Below are 18,685 nucleotides of genomic sequence, written 5' to 3'. Positions count from 1 at the left end.
GCAGTGATCGCGACCCACCGACGAGCCGCATCAGGCCGCACCCGGAGCCACGCCGTTCACCGCCCCGGGGCCCCGTCACCACGCCAACGATCAAGGAAGACCATGAACCACCCCCGCATCTCGCCACACATCGCAGCGATCATGACCTTGCTGAGCTTCACAGCCAATGCGGGACTCCCCAGAAAGTGCATCGACGCGAAGGGGAATGTCACCTATACCCAGAACCCCACCTGCACCCAGGCAGAAGGCCAGTACAGGATGATCGACAAGGGCACCACCTCCTTCGTCCCCCGGCTCGAGGGCACGGTGCGTTACTCCACCGAGCGGCGTCCCGCGCTCAACCGCGCCCCAGCCGTCACCGGACGAATCGATCGTTAGTGCATCAACCGCGGCGGCCGGGAGCTGTGGCCGCCACGCACCGTCTAGCGCCTCCTGGCGACGTAGAATCCATAGTTGTAGTCATCCTTGTACCTGGTATACAGCGCCATCTCCGCCTCCTCGGCGGCCACGATCGCGCGGGCCCGCTCATCCCCGGCATGGCGCGCGAGGAAGGCCGCGAAACGATCCCGCAGCGGTCGATAGTAATGCGCCTCCCAGCACGACTCCGGCAGCACGAAATAGCCGATCGGGGCATAGCCGCGACGTTCCAGCACGGCGAGCTTGGCCGCGGCGGTATCGATCTCGGGGTACTCGGCGGCCCAATGCGCCTGTACCTCGGACGGACGCGCGGCCGTCGTCCAGGTGATCTCGGAGACGGCGAGGACACCACCGGGGCGGAGATAGCGCCGCCACTGCTCGACGCCGCGCTCAAACCCTAGGTTGTAGATTGCCCCCTCGGACCAGAGGAGGTCGTATTCCTCGTCGAGGAACGGCAGATCATCCATCGAGCGACACAGCGGCCGCACCCGCTCGGCCACCCCGGCGCGCGCCAGCCGTGCCCCGAGCCCCTCGATGAACGCCGGGAGGACATCCACGGCGGTGATCTCGGCGGCCGGCAGCAGGCGCGCGAGCGCCAGGGTCGAGGCGCCGGTGCCGCAGCCGATGTCAGCGACACGCAGGGGCGCGGCACGGTCGATCCGCGCCAGATCGAGCGCACGCGCGGTCTCCGCATCGCTCCCCGGTCCCTGTCTCGCGGCGTCCTTGTGCAGGTCGATCAGGAGTTGCAGGTCAGCGTCATCCATCGTCGAAGGGTCTCCTCAGTCAAGGAAAAGGCGGCGGAGCAATGGCGCTCGACATCGCGACAGTACGTCATGACGGCCAGGCCAGCGCACGCGTATCACGCAGGCTCACCGACACCCCTCGCACACCCCGATCACCTCGACCACCTTGCGACTCGGCGCGAAACCGCTCTGTGAGGCAGCATCGAGCAGACGCGCGGCGATCGCCTCATCGTCGATCTCGACGACCCGGCCGCACGCGCTGCAGATGAGGAACTGCGCCGGGTGCGGGCGCTCGGGGTGGCGACAGTCGATGAAGGCGTTGAGGGTCTCGAGGCGGTGGACGAGCCCCTGGGCGAGCAGGAATTCCAGCGCGCGGTAGACGGTCGGTGGCGCCAGCGCGCGCTGCCCCCCGGCCATCTCGGCGAGGATCTCGTAGGCGCCGAGCGGGCGCTCGGCCTCGATCAGGATGCGCAGCACCCGGGCGCGCTGCGGGGTGAGCCGGGCACCGCGCCCGGTGCACAGCCGCATCGCCCGCTCGAGCCGCTCCTCGGTGCTCATCCGCCCGCCCTCGCCCGCTGCGCGGCGCGATGGCGCGCCAGCAACCGCGCGACCAGCGCCGAGAGCACGTAGGCAGCACCGGCGAGCAGGATCATGGTCGGCCCGGCCGGCAGGTCGGGGCCGTAGGAGAGCGCCAGCCCGCCGCTGGTAAAGACCATGCCGAGCAGGGTCGCGGCGACCATCATGGCGCCGAGCGAGTGCAGATAGTGCCCGGCGATCGCCGCCGGCAGGGTGAGCAGCGCGATCACCAGGATCAGCCCGACGACCTGGATCAGCAGCACCACGGTCACCGCCACCAGACACAGCAGCAGCAGATAGAAGAAACTCACCGGCACCCCGCGCAGCCGCGCGAACTCCTCATCGAAGATCACCGCGACGAACTGGCGATAACACAGCCCGACGACCACCAGCAGCACCACATCGAGCCCCCCCATGAACCAGAGCGCGCGCTCGGGCACCAGCAGGATGTTGCCGAACAGCAGACTGACCAGATCGGTGGCGTAACCCGGGGTCTTGGCGATGAAGAGGATGCCGACGGCCATGCCGATGGCCCAGAGCGCGCCGATCAGGGTGTCCTCCTGCGCCGCCCAGGCCAGGCGTACGCCGCCGATCAACAATGCCGAGACGATCGCCGCGAGCAGCGCGCCGAGCAGCGGATCGACGCCGTAGTAGAGCGCCGCGCCCATGCCGCCGAGCACCGAGTGGGCGATGCCCCCGGCCATGAAGGCGATGCGCTTGACCACCACCAGGGTGCCGACCACGCCGCAGCCGATGCTGGCGAGCAGCCCGGCGACGAGCGCACCCTGGAGGAAGTCGTAGTGGATCAGTGCGTCGAGGAATGCGTTCATGTGTGGTGTCGGTGCGCGCCGGGACAGGGGCCCGGCAGGTCGTGGGCGACGGCACGCAGCCGTGCACCATAGAGATGCTGCACCAGCTCGCCGTCGAGCGCGTCGGTGGGGTGGCAGGTGAGCGTGCGATTGAGACAGGCGACCCGGTGGACATAGGCCGAGATGAAGGCGATGTCGTGCGAGACGACGAGGATGGTCGGTCGCGGATCGAGCCCGGCGAGCAGGTCGAAGATATCGCCCTCGGCGCGCTGGTCGACGTTGGCGGTGGGCTCGTCGAGGATCAACAGGCGCGGCTCAGTGACCAACGCGCGAGCGAGCAACACGCGTTGCAGCTGCCCACCCGAGAGCGCGCCGATGCGTCGCTCGGCGAGTCCTTCGGCGTCGACCGCGGCGAGCGCGCGCCGCGCCGCGGCGCGATCGGCGCGGCGGGTCCAGCCCCACCAGGGCCCCTGCCCCAACCGCCCCATGGCGACCACCTGCTCGACGGCGATCGGGAAGTCACGCGAGAAGGCCGGGAACTGGGGGACATAACCGATGTGGCGCGCGGCGCGGCGCGGCGATTCACCGAAGACGTGGATCTGACCACGCTGCGGGCTGAGCAGGCCGAGGATCAGCCGAAGCAGGGTGCTCTTACCCCCGGCATTGGGGCCGACCAGCCCGACGAACTCGCCGGCGAGCACGGTGAGATCGACCTGCTCGAGGATCAACGTACCGTCATAAGCAAAGCTGAGATCGCGCACCGCGATCGCCGGGGCCGAACTCATCGCCCCGCCCCGGCGACGAGCAACGCGGCGAGACGCCGCAGGGTGACGAAATAATCCGGCGAAAGCGGATCGATCGCCTCGACCCGGCCACCGATGGCTGCGGCGACGCGCTCGGCGGCGCGCGGATCGAGCTGGGGCTGCACCAGGATCAGGCGCACGTCCTCGCGCCGCGCCTGCTCGATGAGTGCGGTCAGGGCGCGGGCGCCCGGCTCCTTGCCAGCGCGCTCGATGGCCACCTGCTCGAGCCCGTAGGTCGCAGCGAAATAGCCCCAGGCGGGGTGATAGACCATGAAGCGACGGTGCGCGAGCCCATCGAGCCGCTCATGGATCTCGGCATCAAGGGCGTCGAGTTCGGCGACGAAGCGGTCGTGATTGGCGGCGAAGTGCTCGGCGTGCGCCGGGGCGAGCGCGCCGAGCGCGTCACGCAGGTGCCCGGCCATCACCCGCACCAGCGGCGGGCTGGTCCAGATGTGGGTGTCGATCTCGCCGTGATGGTGTTCGTGGCCAGGGTCGTGATGCGCATCACCATCGGTCGCGAGCTGGCGCAACGCGATGCCCTTACGGGCGTCGAGGATCGGCAGCGCCGGATTGGCCGTCCGCAACCGCGCCAACCATGCCTCCTCGAAGGGGGCACCGATACGCACGTAGAGGTCTGCCTCGGCCAACGCGGCGATCTGGCGCGGACGTGGCTCGAACAGGTGCGGGCTCTCACCGGGCGCGACCAGGGTGTGCACCTCGACCTGCTCGCCACCGATGGCCTCGACAAAGGTCTGCTGCGGGGCGACGCTGACGAACACCTCGAGCGGCTCGGCGGCCAGTGCCGGCAACGACACGGTAACCAGCGCCAGGGGCAACAGGCGCGTGATCAGGGACATGGGGATAGACCTCGTGGAGATGGATTCGGGGTGACGAAAAGATACAATATAACGTTTTGTATCGCCCGTACCAGCGAGCTGGGCGCTACACCCCATTCGCTCACCCTGAGGACCCGACTCGCATGTCCATCTCGACTCAACTGCTCTGGGCCATCGCCCTCGGCCTCTATATCCTCGTCGTGCTCATGGCCACCCGGCTGCCCTATGCCTGGATGGTGGCACGCGGCATGGAACCGATCCGCGCCGTCTACTACACCCGCAAGATCGTCCACATGCTCGCCGGCGGCGTCGGCTCGCTGATGGTACCGCTGGTGTTCTCCGACCCCTGGTTCCCACTGGTCAGCGGTCTGCTGCTCACCCTGGCAGTATTCCTCGCCCACGTCAGCGGCTGGCGGCTGTATTGGTTCCAGATCACCGAGAACCGCAACGACGTCAAGTTCGCGCTGATGTGGTCGCTGTCGATATCGCTGCTGTGGTGGCTGCTCGACAACCCCTGGCTGGCGATCCTGCCCTCGCTCTACATGGCCTTCGGTGACGGGGTCACCGGGGTGGTGCGCAATGCCTTGATCCGGCGCCGCTCCAAGAGCCCGATCGGCAACATCGCGATGCTCGCGGTGAGCGCACCGATGGGCTGGTCCATCGGCGCCCTGGCCACCCCGGCGATCCCGGTGTGGGGGCTGATCTCGGCGGTGGTGGCAACCGTGGTCGAGCGCTACGAATTCGGTCCGATCGACGACAACATCTTGATCACGGTCGCCGCCTCGGCGGTGCTGCTTCTCGGCACCGCGATCGGCCCGTTGATCTGAAACTGTGACGGCCGCCACACCACCGCACTGGCGCCCGTTTACCGAGTCTGTGTAGCATCGCCCTATCGCAGTCAATTCAGGAAGATAGGCGATGCGACCGATTGGTAGCCCCCCCCTCGCCAGTGCCCTGATCCTCACCCTGGCCGGCCTGCTCCTGCCCCTCCAAGCGCAGGCCACCGAGCCCCCCGGACGACTGCTCGGCGTCAAGACCAGCGAACACCCGACGTGGTTCAAGGAGAGCTTCCTCGAGATCACCGAGGACGTCGCCGAGGCCAGTGCCGCTGGGCGCCACCTGATCCTGTTCATGGAGATGAACGGCTGCCCCTACTGCGACAAGATGGTCGAGGAGAACTTCAAGCACGCCCCGTATCGCGACTTCATCCGCGCCCACTTCGACGTCATCGCGCTCAACGTCAAGGGCGATCGCGAGGTCGCCATCACCCCCGAGACCCGCCTGCCGGAAAAGAGGCTGGCTGAGTTCTACGAGGTCAACGCGACCCCCACGCTGATCTTCCTCGATGCCACCAACACCCCGGTGGTCAAGATCGGCGGCTATCGCAACCCGGAGGACTTCAAGCGCATCCTCGACTACGTCAGTACGCACGCCTATGCCGAGCAGTCACTAGCCGCCTATCTGCGCAGCCACCGTGAGCACGACCGCTACCAGCTGCGCGCACATCCGCAGATCCGCGAGGTCGCAGACCTCTCGGCGATCGAGGGGCCACTGGCGATCCTCTTCGAGGATGACGCCTGTGTCGCCTGTGACGCGCTCCATGACGGTCACCTCGCCGCTCCCGAAGTCCGCGAGGCACTCGCCGCCTTCACCCTGGTGCGGCTCGACACCGGCGCCGAGACACCGATCATCGCCCCCGATGGCACCGCGACCACCGCACGCGCCTTCGCCCGCAAGCTCGACATCCTCTATCGCCCCACCCTGGTGCTCTTCGACCAGGGCGAGGTGCGGGCAAGGATCGACAGCATGCTCTATCGTTACCATTTCATCGGCCTGCTCGAATACGTCGGCGCAGGCCATTATCAGCACCACCCGGACCCCTTCGACTACATCGACGCCAAGACGGCAGCCCTGCTCGCCGCTGGCGAAGACGTCTCGGTCTCGGACGAATAGCCTTCCGGCACTGGCCGGTTCGTCCCTCCTCTCGCCCCCTCCCGCCGCTGGCATTCGAGGGAGCACTGCTCGCTGCGGGACAGGAATCCCGAGCAGTTGTCAGCCGCGTATGGATACAGGTATCGCGACGATCAACGACCTTGGGAGAGACTGGCATGCAGATGCAAACACTCCGCCGACCGGAGCAACGGACTCAGCAGCGAATCCCGATCCAGATCCCGATCGACGTCCTCCTCGAGGACCAACCCACGCCCTTCAAGGCCCTCAATCACGACCTTTCCTGGGGTGGAGCGAGCTTCGTCACCGAGCACCGGCTCGAGACCGATAGCGACACCCTGCGCCTGATCTTCCCCTGGCAGCGCGGGTCGAGCTTTTGCGCCGATGCTGAGATCGTGCGCCGCGAGACCCTCGCCGATGGGCGCCTGCTGGTCGCCACCCGCTTCTTCCGGATCCCGCCCAAGAGCGAACAACGCCTGGAGATGATGCTCGCTCAGCTTGCCGCCCATGGTGGACAGCAGATGGCACTACCGCTGAGCGAACGGCTGGAGCTGGTCTATAACGACCCCACAGACATCTGCGACGTGTTGCGACAGATCGCCGCCGGCGGGCTGATGGTGACCACCACCGCGCCCTATCGGCTCGATCAAAGCATCCGCATCATGATCGCCGACACCGAGATGCAGAGCGAACTGGCGCTGCGTGCCCGGGTGGCTAGCCAGGAGCGGCTGCTGTTACCCGGCTACGAGTGGGCGCCACTGCTGCAGGCCGAGCTGCGTTTCGAGCACTCGCTGAGTGACCTGCACGGCTTCATCCGCAACTTCGCTCGGGACCTCCCCGAGGGGATGCTGGGCCGTAACCAGATCCGTACCTGTGCCGGCCAGCTGGCCACGCACGGCTGACCTCGATCAACGCAGCGCGGCGATGATCTCGTACAGCCGGGGGGCCGCCTCGGCGATATCCTCCGCGGTCGCCAAGGCGGCGCTCGGCACCTCGGCAAGCTCCAGGGTCTCGAGCACCGCCCGGCCCTCGGGGTTGAAATGGCCAACCCACCAGCAGTGGCGCAGCCGCGTCGACTCGATCCGGCAGCTGCCGTAACCACGCGACAGGATCGCCACCGGACCACGCCCGAGCACCTGTTCGAGCATCAGCGGGTCGGCCGGGCCACGCGGCGAGAGACTGAGATTGATCACCCACGGGACATCCCCCGGACACCAGCCATCGTGCGCCGCGCTCAACTCGGCGCAGACCGCACGCGCGCCCAGCGCAGCCCCCCAGTCATCGACCTCGCGCAGCCGCTCAGCGGCCATCGCGGCGGCGATCCGTGACACGCAGGCCGGGATCGGTGCCACCTCCAACCGCTCGCCCCGCGCATCGACGACCCACCAGACCCCGGTCAGCCGGGTCTCGCGGACACTGAACTCGGGCCGATGGGCACAGGCCACCTCGACCTCGCCCCGCCCGAGTGCCTGGGCGACCAGCGCGCGCGCACCCGAACTGGAGAAATCCAGTACCAGACGCTGAGGCACGGGACGCTCGAGCAGCGCCCGCAGCCCGTCGAGACAGCGCAGTGCCTCCTGCTCGGCGACACCACCGGGCGAGTCGATCGAGACAGGCGGCGCATAGGTCTGCATCAGCGCCGACATGGGCGTGCCGATCGGGGTGGCGAGATCGGCCTCGTCGGCCTGGCTGCCCGGCCCCAGCAGGATCGGGGGGATGGTCGGTTGCATCAGGGTCTCCGGGGACTCAGTCCTTGGCGCGCAGGTGCTCGGGGAGCTGGGGTTCGCGCTCGATCAGGTCGGCGAACAGGTGATCGACCGACTCGCCGGCGAGCGCCAGCTCCACGGCCAGCAGCGCATCACGCACCCGCTGCGCCTCGCCGGCGTCCATCACCTCGCGCGCGCTCTCCAGAAAGACCAGCACCCAGGTCCCCGGTGGCTGCTCGCCGACCAGACGCATGTCGACCCGCAAGCGCCGCTCGCCATCGACACACCAGGCCCAGCACGGACCGCTCTCGATCACCTCCATCGGTACGCCGATGCACATGACTCAGTCCTCCCGCAGCCGTTCGAGCACCCGCGCATCGCCGCTGCGACAGGCCTGCTCGGCGCTCGGACGCTCGCGCTCGTAGCGCTCCAGCTCCAGCGCGCCGTGTGGCAGGTCGGCGAGCGCGCCCGGCTCCGAGGGCTGCGCCAGCGCCGTCCAAGCGACCCCATGGGGCGCGAGCCAGTCGCGCGCGGCGGCCACTGCCGGCTCGATCATCGCCCGCACCCCAGGGGTGAGACTGCCGCCGAAGTCCTCGAGTTCTGCAGGTTGCACCCCGACGAGCAACATCCGCTCGGGCAGGTCGCCGAGCAGCGCAGCGAGCGCCAGCACCTCCTGGAACCCGGTCTGGTGCAGGCTCATCTTGCGCGCGCCGAGAAAGCGCGGCACCGCCTCGCCCTCGACCAGCTCGAGCGTGCCCGGCGCCAGCCCGTAGTCGACCGCATCGAAGATCACCAGCAGCTCGGCCCAGCGCACCTGATCGACCAGATAGATCCCCTGGGTGCCACCATCGAGCAGCCGCACCTCGGGGCCGAACCGGTAGTGCCGGGCGATGTGTTCGACCACCCGCACGCCGAAGCCCTCGTCGGCCCAGAGCAGGTTGCCGATGCCGAGCAGCAGGGTGCGCGGAGAATCGGAGGCAGCGCTCACGGTCGATCGTCCTTGAACATCCGCCAGCCGCTGATCATGGTGCTGATCAGGCTCTGGCGCGACATGATGTCCTCGCGGATGGCGGTATAGACGTGGAGCATCACGAACACCACGATCACCCACATCCCCCAGTGGTGCCACATGCGCACGTCCTGACTCTGCCCGACCCAGGGGATGACCCAGCCGAACAGCTCGTCCTGCCAGGAACCGAGACCGGTCTGCTCAGCATAGAGGGCGAAGCCGGTGACGATCATCACCAGCCCGCCGACGGTGATGATGGCGACCATGAACAGGTGCGCCAGCGGATTGTGGCCGATGTACTTGCACGGCTCGCGCTCGAGGAAGGCGTACCAGCGCAGCTCGTGCACCAGCTCGCGCCAAAAGCGCCGGCGCCAGAACGGCAGGCTGAAGAGCTGGCGCGAGTAGGTGTTGCCGACCAGCGCCCAGTAGATCCTGAACAGGAAACCGACGGCGAACACATAGGCCGCGGCGAAGTGCAGGAAGCGGATGTTCCCCATCAGGTAATGATCGCTCGCCTCCCCCGAGAGGGTCGGTGGCGGCGCGCCGATCAGATAGCCGGTGACGGCGAGCACCAGGATCGAGAGCGCGTTGACCCAGTGCCATACCCGCACCGGGGCCTGATAGACATAGACCGCCGTCTGCCTGACCGTCGGGATATCTTGCAACATGGCTGCAGCCTCCGCGTTGTCTGCGGTGTCACTAGCGGACCTTGACTCGGGTCAGCTCCTCGCCGCCGGGCCCCATGACATGGGTCGAGCAGGCCAGACAGGGATCAAAGCTGTGCAGGGTGCGCAGGATCTCCAACGGTTCGTCGGCGCGCGCCACCGGGGTGTTGAGCAACGCCGCCTCGAAGGCGCCGATGTTGCCGGCAGGATCGCGTGGCGAGCCGTTCCAGGTCGTCGGCACCACCGCCTGATAGTTCTCGATCTTACCCGAGCCGATCACCACCCAGTGCCCCAGCGCGCCGCGCGGCGCCTCGCTGGTCCCCACGCCCTTGGCACGCTTCGGCCAGGTCGAGGGCTCCCAGCGCTCGACGTTGGCGGTGGTGGTGTCGCCGGCGGCGATCGCGGCCATCAGCTTGTCCTGGAAGTGGCGCAGCTTGTGCGCCGCCCAAGAGGCCTCGAGCCCGCGCGCGGCAGTCCGCCCCAGGGTCGAGAACAGCGCCTCGAAGGGCAGCCCGAGATCGGTCAGGACCTTGTCGATCGGCTCCTTGAACTCGGCAATACCCTGGGCATAGCCGATGGTCCAACGCGCCAGCGGCCCGACCTCCATGGCGTGCCCGCGCCAGCGCGGGGCCTTGATCCAGCTGTACTTGGCGCGCTCGTCGATCTGCTCGATGCGGGTACGCGTTCCCTTGGTGTTGGGACCGAGGGTGAAGTCGGGCTCGGTGATGCCGTCCCAGGGATGGAGTCCGCGCGACTCGTCGGGATAGCTGAACCAGGCGTGATCGACGAACTCCTGGATCTCATCGGGGTCGCGCAGGTCGACGTCGTGGATCTCGTCGAGCCGACCGTTGATGATCGCCCCACGCGGCAGCAGCTGGTTCTCCGCCGAGTCGTCGTTGGCGTGCTCGGGGATGTCGCCGTAGGAGAGCACCGCCTGGCTGCTCAACCCACCGCCATAGGTCCAGTCCTTGTAGAAACCGGCGATAGCGATGAGGTCGGGGACATAGACCTGGTCGATGAACTCGATGGTGCGGTCGATGATCGAGGAGATCAGGTTCAGCCGCTCCATGTTGACCGCGCCCACCGCACCGGTCCCATCGACGTTGATCGCGCAAGGCACGCCACCGACCAGCCAGTTGGGGTGCGGGTTCTTGCCCCCGTAGACGGTGTGGATCTTGACGATCTCCTTCTGGAAATCGAGTGCCTCGAGATAGTGGGTGAGCGCCAGCAGATTCGCCTCGGGCGGCAGCTTGTAGGCCGGATTGCCCCAGTAGCCATTCATGAAGGGACCGAGCTGGCCGGACTCGACGAAGCGCTTGACCCGGTTCTGCACGTCGCGGAAATACCCTGGCGAGGACAGCGGCCAGGCCGAGATCGACTGCGCCAGACGCGAGGTCTCGCGCGGATCGGCGTCGAGCGCCGAGACCACGTCGACCCAATCGAGCGCGTGCAGGTGATAGAAGTGCACCAGGTGATCGTGCACCTGCAGCGTCAACTGCATGATGTTGCGGATCGAGTTGGCGTTCTCGGGGATGGCGATGCCGAGCGCGTCCTCCACCGCGCGCACCGAGGTCAGCGCATGGGTCCCGGTGCAGACGCCGCAGATGCGTTCGGTAAAGGCCCAGGCGTCGCGCGGGTCGCGCCCACGCAGGATCACCTCCAGCCCGCGCCACATGGTGCCGGTGGAGACGGCGTTGCGGATCACGTTGTCGTCGTCGAGGTTGACCTCGCAACGCATGTGCCCCTCGATGCGGGTGACCGGATCGACCACCACACGCCGACCCGAGTCGTCGAGGCTGAAACCGTTGGCTGTCTTCACCGTCATTCCTCACGCTCCTCGTGCTGCGCGCGATCGCGCTGTTTGGTCCGGTGCAGCGCGCTGGCCACCGCATGCGCCCCGATCGCCGCGCCCACGCTACCGGCGGCGGCGATGCCGACCCGGTCGGCGTTGGCCTCGATGCCGAACACATGGGTATCGGTGACGTGGTCGTAGAAGCTGTCCTTGTCCCAGAAGTCGCGTTCGGAGCAGCCGATGCAGCCGTGACCGGACTGGATCGGGAAGGACACGCCGTCGTTCCAGCGCACCGTGGAACAGGCGTTGTAGGTGGTCGGGCCCTTGCAGCCCATCTTGTAGAGACAGTAGCCCTTGCGCGCGCCCTCGTCGTCCCAGGACTCGACGAACTGACCGGCGTCGAAGTGCGGACGGCGGTAACACTTGTCGTGGATGCGCTGGCCATAGAACATCAGCGGCCGGCCCTGCCGGTCGAGCGGCGGCAGCCGGTCGAAGGTGAGCATATAGGTGATCACCCCGGTCATCACCTCGGCGATCGGCGGACAGCCGGGCACCTTGATCACCGGCTTGTCGCGGATCACCTCGTGCACCGGGGTGGCGCGGGTGGGGTTGGGTCGCGCGGCCTGGACACAGCCCCAAGAGGCGCAGGAACCCCAGGCGATCACGGCCTTGCAGTCGGCAGCGACCTCCTGGAGCTGCTCGAGGAAGGGCCGGCCAGCGATGATACAGCTCATCCCGTCCTGAGCCAGTGGCGGATTGCCCTCGACGGCGAGGATGTAATTACCGCGATAACGCTCGCGGATCTCCTCTAGGATCGCCTCGGCCTGGTGCCCAGCGGCGGCCATCAGGGTGTCGTCGTAGTCGAGCGAGATCATCGACAACACCACGTCCTGGGCCAGCGGGTGGGCCGAGCGGATGAAGGACTCGGTGCAACAGGTGCACTCCAGCCCGTGTAACCACAGCACCGGGGTGCGCGGCTTGGTCTCCATCGCCTCGGCGATGCGCCCGGCATAACTCGGCGCCAGACCGAGCGCGGCGGCGGTCAGACTGCAGTATTTGAGGAAACTGCGGCGGCTGATCCCCTGCCGGCGCATCACCTCGTAGAAGGTCTCGGTGCTTGCCATCGTCCTCCCCCTGTTGTCGACCGCTCGCGTCACGACGCGTGGCCATGTCCACGGGGATTATAGGCAAATACGCCGGAACCCAAAAATGTCATTGACGGTGCATGACGCACCAGAATAAAGCAGCGACAGGGAGCTGCCAGCCTTCAGCCCCCAGCCGCCAGTGGACGCCAGCCCTCAACGAAGGCGGCGGGAGGCCGATTTGAACCACGAAGTCGCAAAGCACACAAAGAGGTCCTGAGCACTCGGCCTTCTGACGTTCGGCGAGAACCCGACCCGAGCCGCGACCAGACAGCAACCCGCCTGAGCCACAAGCCGAAGACTGGATGCCGCCCCCGGCGGACACGCCGCGCACCCCCACTCGACACAACCCTTCGCGCCCTTCGTGACTTTGCGGTTCAATCTCCTGGCGGCTGAAGGCCGACTTGAACCACGAAGCCGCAAAGCACACAAAGAGGTCCTGAGCGCTCGGCTTTTTGACGTCCGGCGAGAACCCGACCCGAGCCGCGACCAGACAGCAACCCGCCTGAGCCACGAGCCGAAGACTGGATGCCGCCCCGGCGAGCACGCCGCGCGCCACCCCACTTGTCAGACCCCTTCGCGCCCTTTGTGACTTGTATCTTGCGGCTCCGTGGTGGTTAGCTCCCACCACGCGGGATTGAGGTAGCGCGATTGCGACTGAAGGCCTGGACCTTGCCGCGAAGATTCAGCCCCCGATCTTCGTGGTTCATGCGGCGAAGCCCTGCGATCGCGCCCGATGTTGGGTTAACCGTCGACGAACGCCGCAGCTTCGTCGATGGCATGGTGGACGGACGGTTAACCCAACCTACGAGACTGCGGACACGCCGCGCACTCCCCTACTCGACAACTCCCTTCGCGCCCTTCACGCCTTTGCAGTTCAATCCCCTGGCGACTGAAGACCGACTTGAACCACGAAGCCGCAAAGCACACAAAGAGGTCCTGAGCGCTCGGCTTTTTGACGTTCGGCGAGAACCCGACCCGAGCCGCAACCAGGCAGCAACCCGCCTGAGACGCGAGCCGAAGACCGGATGCGGTCCCGGCGGACACGCCGCGCACTCCCCCACTCGACAAAACCCTTCGCGCCCTTCGCGCCTTTGCGGTTCAATCCGCTGGCGACTGGCGACTGGCGACTGGCCGGTGACGACGTTCGCTTTCTCCCCGCCTTTACGGTTCAATCCCCCGACCGAGACCGAGGATTGGGCCGACGATGACCGCCAGTAGCACTACCCCGACCGCCCCCCGCCAACGCGCCCCCGCGCGCGAGCTGTTCGGCTGGGCGATGTTCGATTTCGCCAATCAGTCCTACACGCTGCTGATCATCACCGTGGTGTTCGGTGACCTGTTCACCCGGGTGATCGTCGGGGACGCGCCGGATTATCGCATCGGCAATCTGCTGTGGAGCCTGGCGCTGGCGGCGAGCTATCTGCTGGCGGTGGTCTGCGCGCCGGTGGCCGGGGCGATCATGGACTATGACGCGAGCAAGAAGCGCTTCCTCTTCGCCAGCTACGTGGTCACCGTGCTCGCCACCGCCGCGCTCTATTGCGTCGCCCCGGGGCTCGCCTGGCTGGGGGTGGTGCTGCTAATCGTCTCCAACCTCGCCTACTCGCTCGGCGAGTCCTTCATCGCGAGCTTCCTACCCGGACTGGGCCCGCCCGAGGACCTCGGCAAGATCTCTGGGTTCGGTTGGGCGCTCGGCTACATCGGCGGCATGTGCTCGGCGATCTTCGTGCTGCTGGTGCTCGGCGAGGTCAGCGCCGAGAACTTCGAGCGCATCCGTTGGGTCGGCCCCTGGGCGGCGGTGTTCTTCCTGCTCGCCGCGATCCCGACCTTTCTTTGGGTGCGCGAGCGCGCCCGCCCGCGACCGCGTCCGCCCGGCCAGGGCGCGTTGCGGCTCGGTCTGGGTCGGGTGGCGCAGACCCTCACCCACCTGCGCAGCCACCCTGATCTGGCGCTGCTGCTGGTCTCGGTGTTCTTCTCGATGAGCGGGATCTCGATCATCATCACCTACGCCTTCATCTACGGCGCCCAGGTGATCGGCTGGGACGGCGAGGTGCGCACCCTGATGTTCGTGCTGGTGCAGATCACCGCCGCGCTCGGGGCGCTGGGCTTTGGCTTCGTGCAGGATCGGCTGGGGGCGCTGCGCACCTATCGCATCACCCTGTGGATGTGGCTGGCGGCGATCGCACTGATCTATCTCACCCCGGAGATCGCCAGCCAGGCGCAGACCCGCTTCGGGCTCGACTGGGAGGCGCAGCACGTCTTTCTGGTGGTCGGTTGTGTGGCGGGCCTGAGTCTCGGTGCCTGTCAGTCCTCGACCCGCACCCTGGTGGGGCTGTTCGCGCCACGCTCGCGCGCGGCCGAGCTGTTCGGCTTCTGGGGGTTGGCGACCAAGCTCGCCGGGGCCTTCGGGCTGCTCGCCATCGGGCTGGTGCAGGGGCTGCTCGGGCTGCACAGCGCGATCCTGCTCTGTCTGCTGTTGTTCGCCGCCGCGCTGCTCGGCGCCCGCGGGGTGATCGAGCAGCGCGGACGGGCACGCGCAGAGGCCCACGACCGGGGCCGGGCGCCTTGGTGAAGACGCCCGGCGCCGCGATCAGGCCTCGATCGCGATCAGCACCTCGTCGGGGCTGACCGAATCGCCCTTGGCGACGAAGACCTCGGTCACGGTGCCGGCGATCGGCGCCTGGATCTCGGTCTCCATCTTCATCGCCTCGGTGATCAGCAACGGCTGACCGGCCTCGACCCGATCGCCCTCGGCGACCAGTACATCGACGATGTTGCCCGGCATCGAGGTGGTGACGTGCCCGGGCGCGCTCGGGCGCGGCCGCCGGCCGGCGATCTCTTGCGCCACCGCACCCTCGGCCCCCCCGGTAAGCACCAACTGGTCGAGGGTCTCGACCACCACCTCCTCGGGGACACCATCGATGGTGAAGTAGAAGTGACGCTCGGGCTTACCCTTGTGACCAGCGCCGGTGACCTTGACGTGATAGCTCTCACCGTGGACGGCGACCTTGAACTCGGTCGGCGCGCTCGGCGCCGTCTCACTCGGCGGTGGCTCGAGCGGCTCGGGCTGGAGGGTTCCAGCGGCGCGCTGTTCGAGGAAGCCGCGACCGATCTCGGGGAACATGGCGTAGGTGAGGACATCCTCCTCACTCGAGGCGAGCGCGCCGATCTCCCCCTTCAGCCGCGCCAGTTCGGGCTCGAGCAGGTCGGCGGGGCGGCAGTCGATGGCCTCGGCGTTGCCGATCGCCTGGCGCTGCAACTCGGCATCGACCGCCGCCGGGGCCTGGCCGTAGCGCCCCTGGAGATAACCCTTGACCTCGTTGGTGATGGTCTCGTAGCGCTTGTCGGTGAGCACGTTGAGTACCGCCTGGGTGCCGACGATCTGCGAGGTCGGGGTGACCAGGGGCGGATAGCCGAGGTCCTTGCGGACCTTGGGGATCTCGGCGAGCACCGCCTCCATGCGATCGAGCGCGTTCTGCTCGCGCAGCTGGTTGGCGAGGTTGGAGATCATCCCGCCCGGCACCTGATTGACCTGGACACGGGTATCGACCCCAGTGAAGTCACTCTCGAACTGGTGATATTTCTTGCGGATCTGATGGAAGTAGACGCCGACCTCCTGGACCGCCTCAAGGTCCAACTCGGTGTCGTACTCGGTGCCGCGCAGCGCCGCCACCAGGCTCTCGGTCGGCGGGTGGGAGGTACCGCTGGCGAAGGCGGAGATGGCGGTATCGATGGTGTCGCAGCCGTTCTCGATCGCCTTGAGGTGGCACATCGCGGCCAACCCCGAGGTGGCGTGCGAGTGCAGATGCAACGGCAACTCGACGCTGTCCTTGAGCGCCTTGACCAGCTCGGCGGTGGCAAAGGGGGTGAGTAGCCCGGCCATGTCCTTGATGGCGATCGAGTCGCAGCCCATCTCGGCCAGTTCGCGCCCCATGCGCACGAAGCCCGCGGTGTCGTGCGCCGGGCTGACGGTGTAGCAGATGGTGCCCTGGGCGTGCTTGCCGGCGGCCTTGGTCGCGGTGATCGCGGTCTCGAGGTTACGCAGATCGTTGAGCGCATCGAAGATGCGGAACACATCCATGCCATTGGCCGCGGCACGGGTGACGAAGGCACGCACCACGTCGTCGGAGTAGTGACGGTAGCCGAGCAGGTTCTGGCCGCGCAGCAGCATCTGCAGCCGGGTGTTGGGCAGCGCCTCGCGCAGCCGACTCAACCGCTCCCAGGGATCCTCCTTGAGGAAGCGCACGCAGGCATCGAAGGTCGCCCCGCCCCAGCACTCGAGCGACCAGAACCCGATGGCGTCGAGCTTGGGACAGATCGGCAGCATGTCCTCGGTGCGCATCCGGGTAGCGATCAGCGATTGGTGGGCATCGCGCAGGATGACGTCGGTGATATTGATCTTCGGCATGGTCTCGTTCTCGGCCGGGTCTTGCCCGGCACCGTGAAGGATGGAAGCATCGCGCAGGCGCGGCGAGCGGCGGCGGACGACACCGCCGCGCCCTTGCCCGGCGCTTAAAGCCCGGCGTGGGCGGCGATCGCCGCGGCCAGCGCGGCGGCGACGTCCTCGCGTCGACGCTTGGTCGAGTACTCGAGCAACTCCGGATGCGACTCCACGAAGCTGGTGTTGAAGCGCCCGGCGCGAAAATCGGGATGGCGCAGGATCTCCTGGTAGAAGGGGATGGTGGTCCTGACCCCGAACAACCCGGTATCACGCAACGCGCGATCACCACGGTTGAGTGCGTCATCCCAATCCAACGCCCAGACGATGACCTTGGCCAACATCGAGTCGTAATAGGGTGGAATGCTATAGCCGGTATAGATAGCGCCATCGGTGCGCACACCCGGTCCACCCGGCGCGTAATAACGCGAGATCCGCCCGAAACTCGGCAGGAAATCGTTCTTGGGGTCCTCGGCATTGACCCGGAACTGAATGGCAAAACCACGCCGCTGGATCTCGTGCTGGGCGAAGCGCAGCGGTAACCCGGCGGCGATGCGGATCTGCTCCTCGACCAGATCGACACCCGTAATGGTCTCGGTGATGGTGTGCTCGACCTGGATACGGGTGTTCATCTCCATGAAATAGAAACGCCCGTCGTGATCTTGCAGGAACTCGACCGTCCCGGCATTGGTATAGCCAACGGCACGCGCGGCGATCACTGCCAGTCCACCGACGTATTGACGCTCAGCCTCGTCGAGCTGCGGCGAGGGGGCGATCTCGATCAGTTTCTGGTTGCGGCGCTGGATGGAGCAATCGCGCTCGAACAGATGCACGCAGCGACCATGCTGGTCGGCGAGCACCTGGACCTCGATGTGGCGCGGATTGACCACGCACTTCTCCATGAAGACCTCGGCGCGACCGAAGGCCTTGGTGGCCTCGGAGATCACTCGCTGATAGTTGTGACGCAGCGCCTCGGCATTGTCGCAACGGCGGATGCCGCGACCACCACCGCCCGAGGTGGCCTTGAGCATCACCGGATAACCGATGCGCTCGGCGCAGGTCAGGGCCTCGTCGAGATCGGCGAGATTGCCATCGCTACCTGGGGTGACCGGCACCCCGGCGCGGATCATCGCCCGACGCGCCTCGGTCTTGTCTCCCATGCGGGCGATGACCTCGGCGCTCGGGCCGATGAAGGTCAGGCCACGCCGGACGCAGGCAGCGGCCAGTTCGGGGTTCTCGGAGAGAAAGCCGTAGCCGGGATGAATGGCATCGCAACCAGTGGCCACGGCCAGATTGACGATGGTATGGACATTGAGATAGCCGGCCAGCGGATCGCTACCCAGGCTATAGGCCTCGTCGGCCTTCTTGACATGAAGCGAATGGCGATCCGCTTCGGAATAGATTGCCACCGAGCGGATGCCCATCTCGGCGCAGGCGCGAATGACACGCACCGCAATCTCTCCGCGGTTCGCGATCAGTATCTTACGAAGCATTGGCTAGCCTCAGGAATGGCCGGATCAGTGGGCCGAGTCAGTAAGGTGAGGATCGATTGGCTGCAATTGCTGCTCTTCAGCAATATACCCAAAGGCGACCACGGCGCAAGCGACGCGTACGGGGACGCGGCACCGCCTTCACCGAAGAGACGGTATGGAAGCGAGCGATTTCGTCACACGGCGATTCAGTGTAGCGCAATTGCATCGAGAATTGTCAATCCCCCTGACACCACAGCGGACGACGAGCGCTCAGCCCTGAAGCGCCACCACCGCCGATGGCTTGACGCGGCCTCGAGCATTCCCCTA

At 67.0% G+C, this 18,685-nt stretch carries 18 protein-coding genes; 5 read left to right on the top strand and 13 right to left on the bottom strand.

What is annotated here, in order from left to right:
- Window positions 1-102: 102 nt before the first annotated feature.
- Window positions 103-378, top strand: a complete 276-nt coding sequence (locus HF203_RS15010; RefSeq protein ID WP_168670904.1) for a hypothetical protein — start codon at window positions 103-105, stop codon at window positions 376-378.
- A gap of 44 nt (window positions 379-422) precedes the next feature.
- Here the strand turns inward: HF203_RS15010 and HF203_RS15005 are convergent, their stop codons facing one another.
- The 5 genes from HF203_RS15005 to HF203_RS14985 all read right to left on the bottom strand — a co-directional run bounded on the left by HF203_RS15005 (window position 423) and on the right by HF203_RS14985 (window position 4,205).
- Window positions 423-1,181: a class I SAM-dependent methyltransferase gene (locus HF203_RS15005; RefSeq protein WP_168670903.1), complete on the bottom strand. Its 759-nt coding sequence runs from the start codon at window positions 1,179-1,181 to the stop codon at window positions 423-425.
- A gap of 105 nt (window positions 1,182-1,286) precedes the next feature.
- A complete protein-coding gene (locus HF203_RS15000; RefSeq protein ID WP_168670902.1) occupies window positions 1,287-1,718 on the bottom strand; it encodes a Fur family transcriptional regulator in 432 nt (143 codons plus the stop codon).
- Window positions 1,715-2,566 carry a metal ABC transporter permease gene (locus tag HF203_RS14995; RefSeq protein ID WP_168670901.1) on the bottom strand — a complete coding sequence of 284 codons (852 nt, stop codon included), beginning with the start codon at window positions 2,564-2,566 and terminating at the stop codon, window positions 1,715-1,717. Before HF203_RS14995 ends, HF203_RS15000 begins: the two co-directional genes overlap by 4 nt.
- Entirely contained in the window at window positions 2,563-3,330 is a 768-nt protein-coding gene (locus HF203_RS14990) for a metal ABC transporter ATP-binding protein (protein ID WP_168670900.1), read from the bottom strand. The genes HF203_RS14995 and HF203_RS14990 overlap by 4 nt, the downstream gene beginning before the upstream one ends.
- A complete protein-coding gene (locus HF203_RS14985; protein ID WP_168670899.1) occupies window positions 3,327-4,205 on the bottom strand; it encodes a metal ABC transporter solute-binding protein, Zn/Mn family in 879 nt (292 codons plus the stop codon). Before HF203_RS14985 ends, HF203_RS14990 begins: the two co-directional genes overlap by 4 nt.
- A 122-nt stretch (window positions 4,206-4,327) precedes the next feature.
- On the opposite strand from HF203_RS14985, the gene HF203_RS14980 reads away from it, so the two are divergent.
- The 3 genes from HF203_RS14980 (at window position 4,328) to HF203_RS14970 (ending at window position 7,036) form a co-directional block, all read left to right on the top strand.
- Window positions 4,328-5,011 (top strand): hypothetical protein, encoded by a 684-nt coding sequence (locus HF203_RS14980; protein WP_168670898.1) that lies wholly within the window; start codon window positions 4,328-4,330, stop codon window positions 5,009-5,011.
- 91 nt (window positions 5,012-5,102) lie between these two features.
- Window positions 5,103-6,137 carry a thioredoxin family protein gene (locus tag HF203_RS14975; protein WP_168670897.1) on the top strand — a complete coding sequence of 345 codons (1,035 nt, stop codon included), beginning with the start codon at window positions 5,103-5,105 and terminating at the stop codon, window positions 6,135-6,137.
- A 155-nt stretch (window positions 6,138-6,292) separates the two neighbouring features.
- Window positions 6,293-7,036, top strand: a complete 744-nt coding sequence (locus tag HF203_RS14970; RefSeq protein ID WP_168670896.1) for a PilZ domain-containing protein — start codon at window positions 6,293-6,295, stop codon at window positions 7,034-7,036.
- A 6-nt stretch (window positions 7,037-7,042) separates the two neighbouring features.
- Here HF203_RS14970 and HF203_RS14965 read toward each other — a convergent pair whose 3' ends face one another.
- From HF203_RS14965 to HF203_RS14940, 6 genes are read right to left on the bottom strand one after another with little or no spacing between them, the layout of a single operon-like run.
- The gene (locus HF203_RS14965; RefSeq protein ID WP_168670895.1) at window positions 7,043-7,864 is read right to left on the bottom strand and encodes a hydrogenase expression/formation protein; all 822 of its coding nucleotides are present in this window, start codon (window positions 7,862-7,864) and stop codon (window positions 7,043-7,045) included.
- Between the two features lie 16 nt (window positions 7,865-7,880).
- Window positions 7,881-8,180, bottom strand: coding sequence for a HypC/HybG/HupF family hydrogenase formation chaperone (locus HF203_RS14960; RefSeq protein ID WP_168670894.1), 300 nt, complete (start codon window positions 8,178-8,180; stop codon window positions 7,881-7,883).
- Window positions 8,181-8,183: 3 nt separating this feature from the next.
- Window positions 8,184-8,828 carry a HyaD/HybD family hydrogenase maturation endopeptidase gene (locus tag HF203_RS14955; RefSeq protein ID WP_168670893.1) on the bottom strand — a complete coding sequence of 215 codons (645 nt, stop codon included), beginning with the start codon at window positions 8,826-8,828 and terminating at the stop codon, window positions 8,184-8,186.
- Window positions 8,825-9,517, bottom strand: coding sequence for a Ni/Fe-hydrogenase, b-type cytochrome subunit (gene cybH, locus HF203_RS14950; RefSeq protein ID WP_168670892.1), 693 nt, complete (start codon window positions 9,515-9,517; stop codon window positions 8,825-8,827). The genes HF203_RS14955 and cybH overlap by 4 nt, the downstream gene beginning before the upstream one ends.
- 31 nt (window positions 9,518-9,548) lie before the next feature.
- On the bottom strand, window positions 9,549-11,339 hold the full coding sequence (locus HF203_RS14945) for a nickel-dependent hydrogenase large subunit (protein WP_168670891.1): 1,791 nt from the start codon (window positions 11,337-11,339) through the stop codon (window positions 9,549-9,551).
- Complete coding sequence (locus HF203_RS14940; protein WP_168670890.1) at window positions 11,336-12,430, bottom strand: hydrogenase small subunit; 1,095 nt, start codon at window positions 12,428-12,430, stop codon at window positions 11,336-11,338. The genes HF203_RS14945 and HF203_RS14940 overlap by 4 nt, the downstream gene beginning before the upstream one ends.
- 1,225 nt (window positions 12,431-13,655) lie before the next feature.
- On the opposite strand from HF203_RS14940, the gene HF203_RS14935 reads away from it, so the two are divergent.
- Window positions 13,656-15,020: an MFS transporter gene (locus HF203_RS14935; RefSeq protein WP_168670889.1), complete on the top strand. Its 1,365-nt coding sequence runs from the start codon at window positions 13,656-13,658 to the stop codon at window positions 15,018-15,020.
- 18 nt (window positions 15,021-15,038) lie between these two features.
- Here the strand turns inward: HF203_RS14935 and oadA are convergent, their stop codons facing one another.
- Together oadA and HF203_RS14925 are read right to left on the bottom strand one after the other, a co-directional pair.
- Entirely contained in the window at window positions 15,039-16,856 is a 1,818-nt protein-coding gene (oadA, locus tag HF203_RS14930; RefSeq protein ID WP_168670888.1) for a sodium-extruding oxaloacetate decarboxylase subunit alpha, read from the bottom strand.
- A gap of 104 nt (window positions 16,857-16,960) precedes the next feature.
- The gene (locus HF203_RS14925) at window positions 16,961-18,379 is read right to left on the bottom strand and encodes an acetyl-CoA carboxylase biotin carboxylase subunit (RefSeq protein WP_168670887.1); all 1,419 of its coding nucleotides are present in this window, start codon (window positions 18,377-18,379) and stop codon (window positions 16,961-16,963) included.
- Window positions 18,380-18,685: the final 306 nt, after the last annotated feature.

This window comes from Marichromatium bheemlicum, from assembly GCF_012276755.1.
Classification (GTDB): Bacteria; Pseudomonadota; Gammaproteobacteria; order Chromatiales; family Chromatiaceae; genus Marichromatium; species Marichromatium bheemlicum.
Note: the sequence above shows the minus strand (reverse complement) of the source record. Positions and strands in the feature narration are given on the sequence as shown.

What these genes read in the sequence shown, in the direction of transcription:
- cybH (WP_168670892.1), bottom strand. Translation starts at nt 9,517, where the DNA reads ATGTTGCAAGATATCCCGACGGTCAGGCAGACGGCGGTCTATGTCTAT.
- HF203_RS14975 (WP_168670897.1), top strand. Translation starts at nt 5,103, where the DNA reads ATGCGACCGATTGGTAGCCCCCCCCTCGCCAGTGCCCTGATCCTCACC.
- oadA (WP_168670888.1), bottom strand. Translation starts at nt 16,856, where the DNA reads ATGCCGAAGATCAATATCACCGACGTCATCCTGCGCGATGCCCACCAA.
- HF203_RS14970 (WP_168670896.1), top strand. Translation starts at nt 6,293, where the DNA reads ATGCAGATGCAAACACTCCGCCGACCGGAGCAACGGACTCAGCAGCGA.
- HF203_RS14945 (WP_168670891.1), bottom strand. Translation starts at nt 11,339, where the DNA reads ATGACGGTGAAGACAGCCAACGGTTTCAGCCTCGACGACTCGGGTCGG.
- HF203_RS15005 (WP_168670903.1), bottom strand. Translation starts at nt 1,181, where the DNA reads ATGGATGACGCTGACCTGCAACTCCTGATCGACCTGCACAAGGACGCC.
- HF203_RS14980 (WP_168670898.1), top strand. Translation starts at nt 4,328, where the DNA reads ATGTCCATCTCGACTCAACTGCTCTGGGCCATCGCCCTCGGCCTCTAT.
- HF203_RS14960 (WP_168670894.1), bottom strand. Translation starts at nt 8,180, where the DNA reads ATGTGCATCGGCGTACCGATGGAGGTGATCGAGAGCGGTCCGTGCTGG.
- HF203_RS15010 (WP_168670904.1), top strand. Translation starts at nt 103, where the DNA reads ATGAACCACCCCCGCATCTCGCCACACATCGCAGCGATCATGACCTTG.
- HF203_RS14965 (WP_168670895.1), bottom strand. Translation starts at nt 7,864, where the DNA reads ATGCAACCGACCATCCCCCCGATCCTGCTGGGGCCGGGCAGCCAGGCC.
- HF203_RS14925 (WP_168670887.1), bottom strand. Translation starts at nt 18,379, where the DNA reads ATGCTTCGTAAGATACTGATCGCGAACCGCGGAGAGATTGCGGTGCGT.
- HF203_RS15000 (WP_168670902.1), bottom strand. Translation starts at nt 1,718, where the DNA reads ATGAGCACCGAGGAGCGGCTCGAGCGGGCGATGCGGCTGTGCACCGGG.
- HF203_RS14940 (WP_168670890.1), bottom strand. Translation starts at nt 12,430, where the DNA reads ATGGCAAGCACCGAGACCTTCTACGAGGTGATGCGCCGGCAGGGGATC.
- HF203_RS14995 (WP_168670901.1), bottom strand. Translation starts at nt 2,566, where the DNA reads ATGAACGCATTCCTCGACGCACTGATCCACTACGACTTCCTCCAGGGT.
- HF203_RS14935 (WP_168670889.1), top strand. Translation starts at nt 13,656, where the DNA reads ATGACCGCCAGTAGCACTACCCCGACCGCCCCCCGCCAACGCGCCCCC.
- HF203_RS14985 (WP_168670899.1), bottom strand. Translation starts at nt 4,205, where the DNA reads ATGTCCCTGATCACGCGCCTGTTGCCCCTGGCGCTGGTTACCGTGTCG.
- HF203_RS14990 (WP_168670900.1), bottom strand. Translation starts at nt 3,330, where the DNA reads ATGAGTTCGGCCCCGGCGATCGCGGTGCGCGATCTCAGCTTTGCTTAT.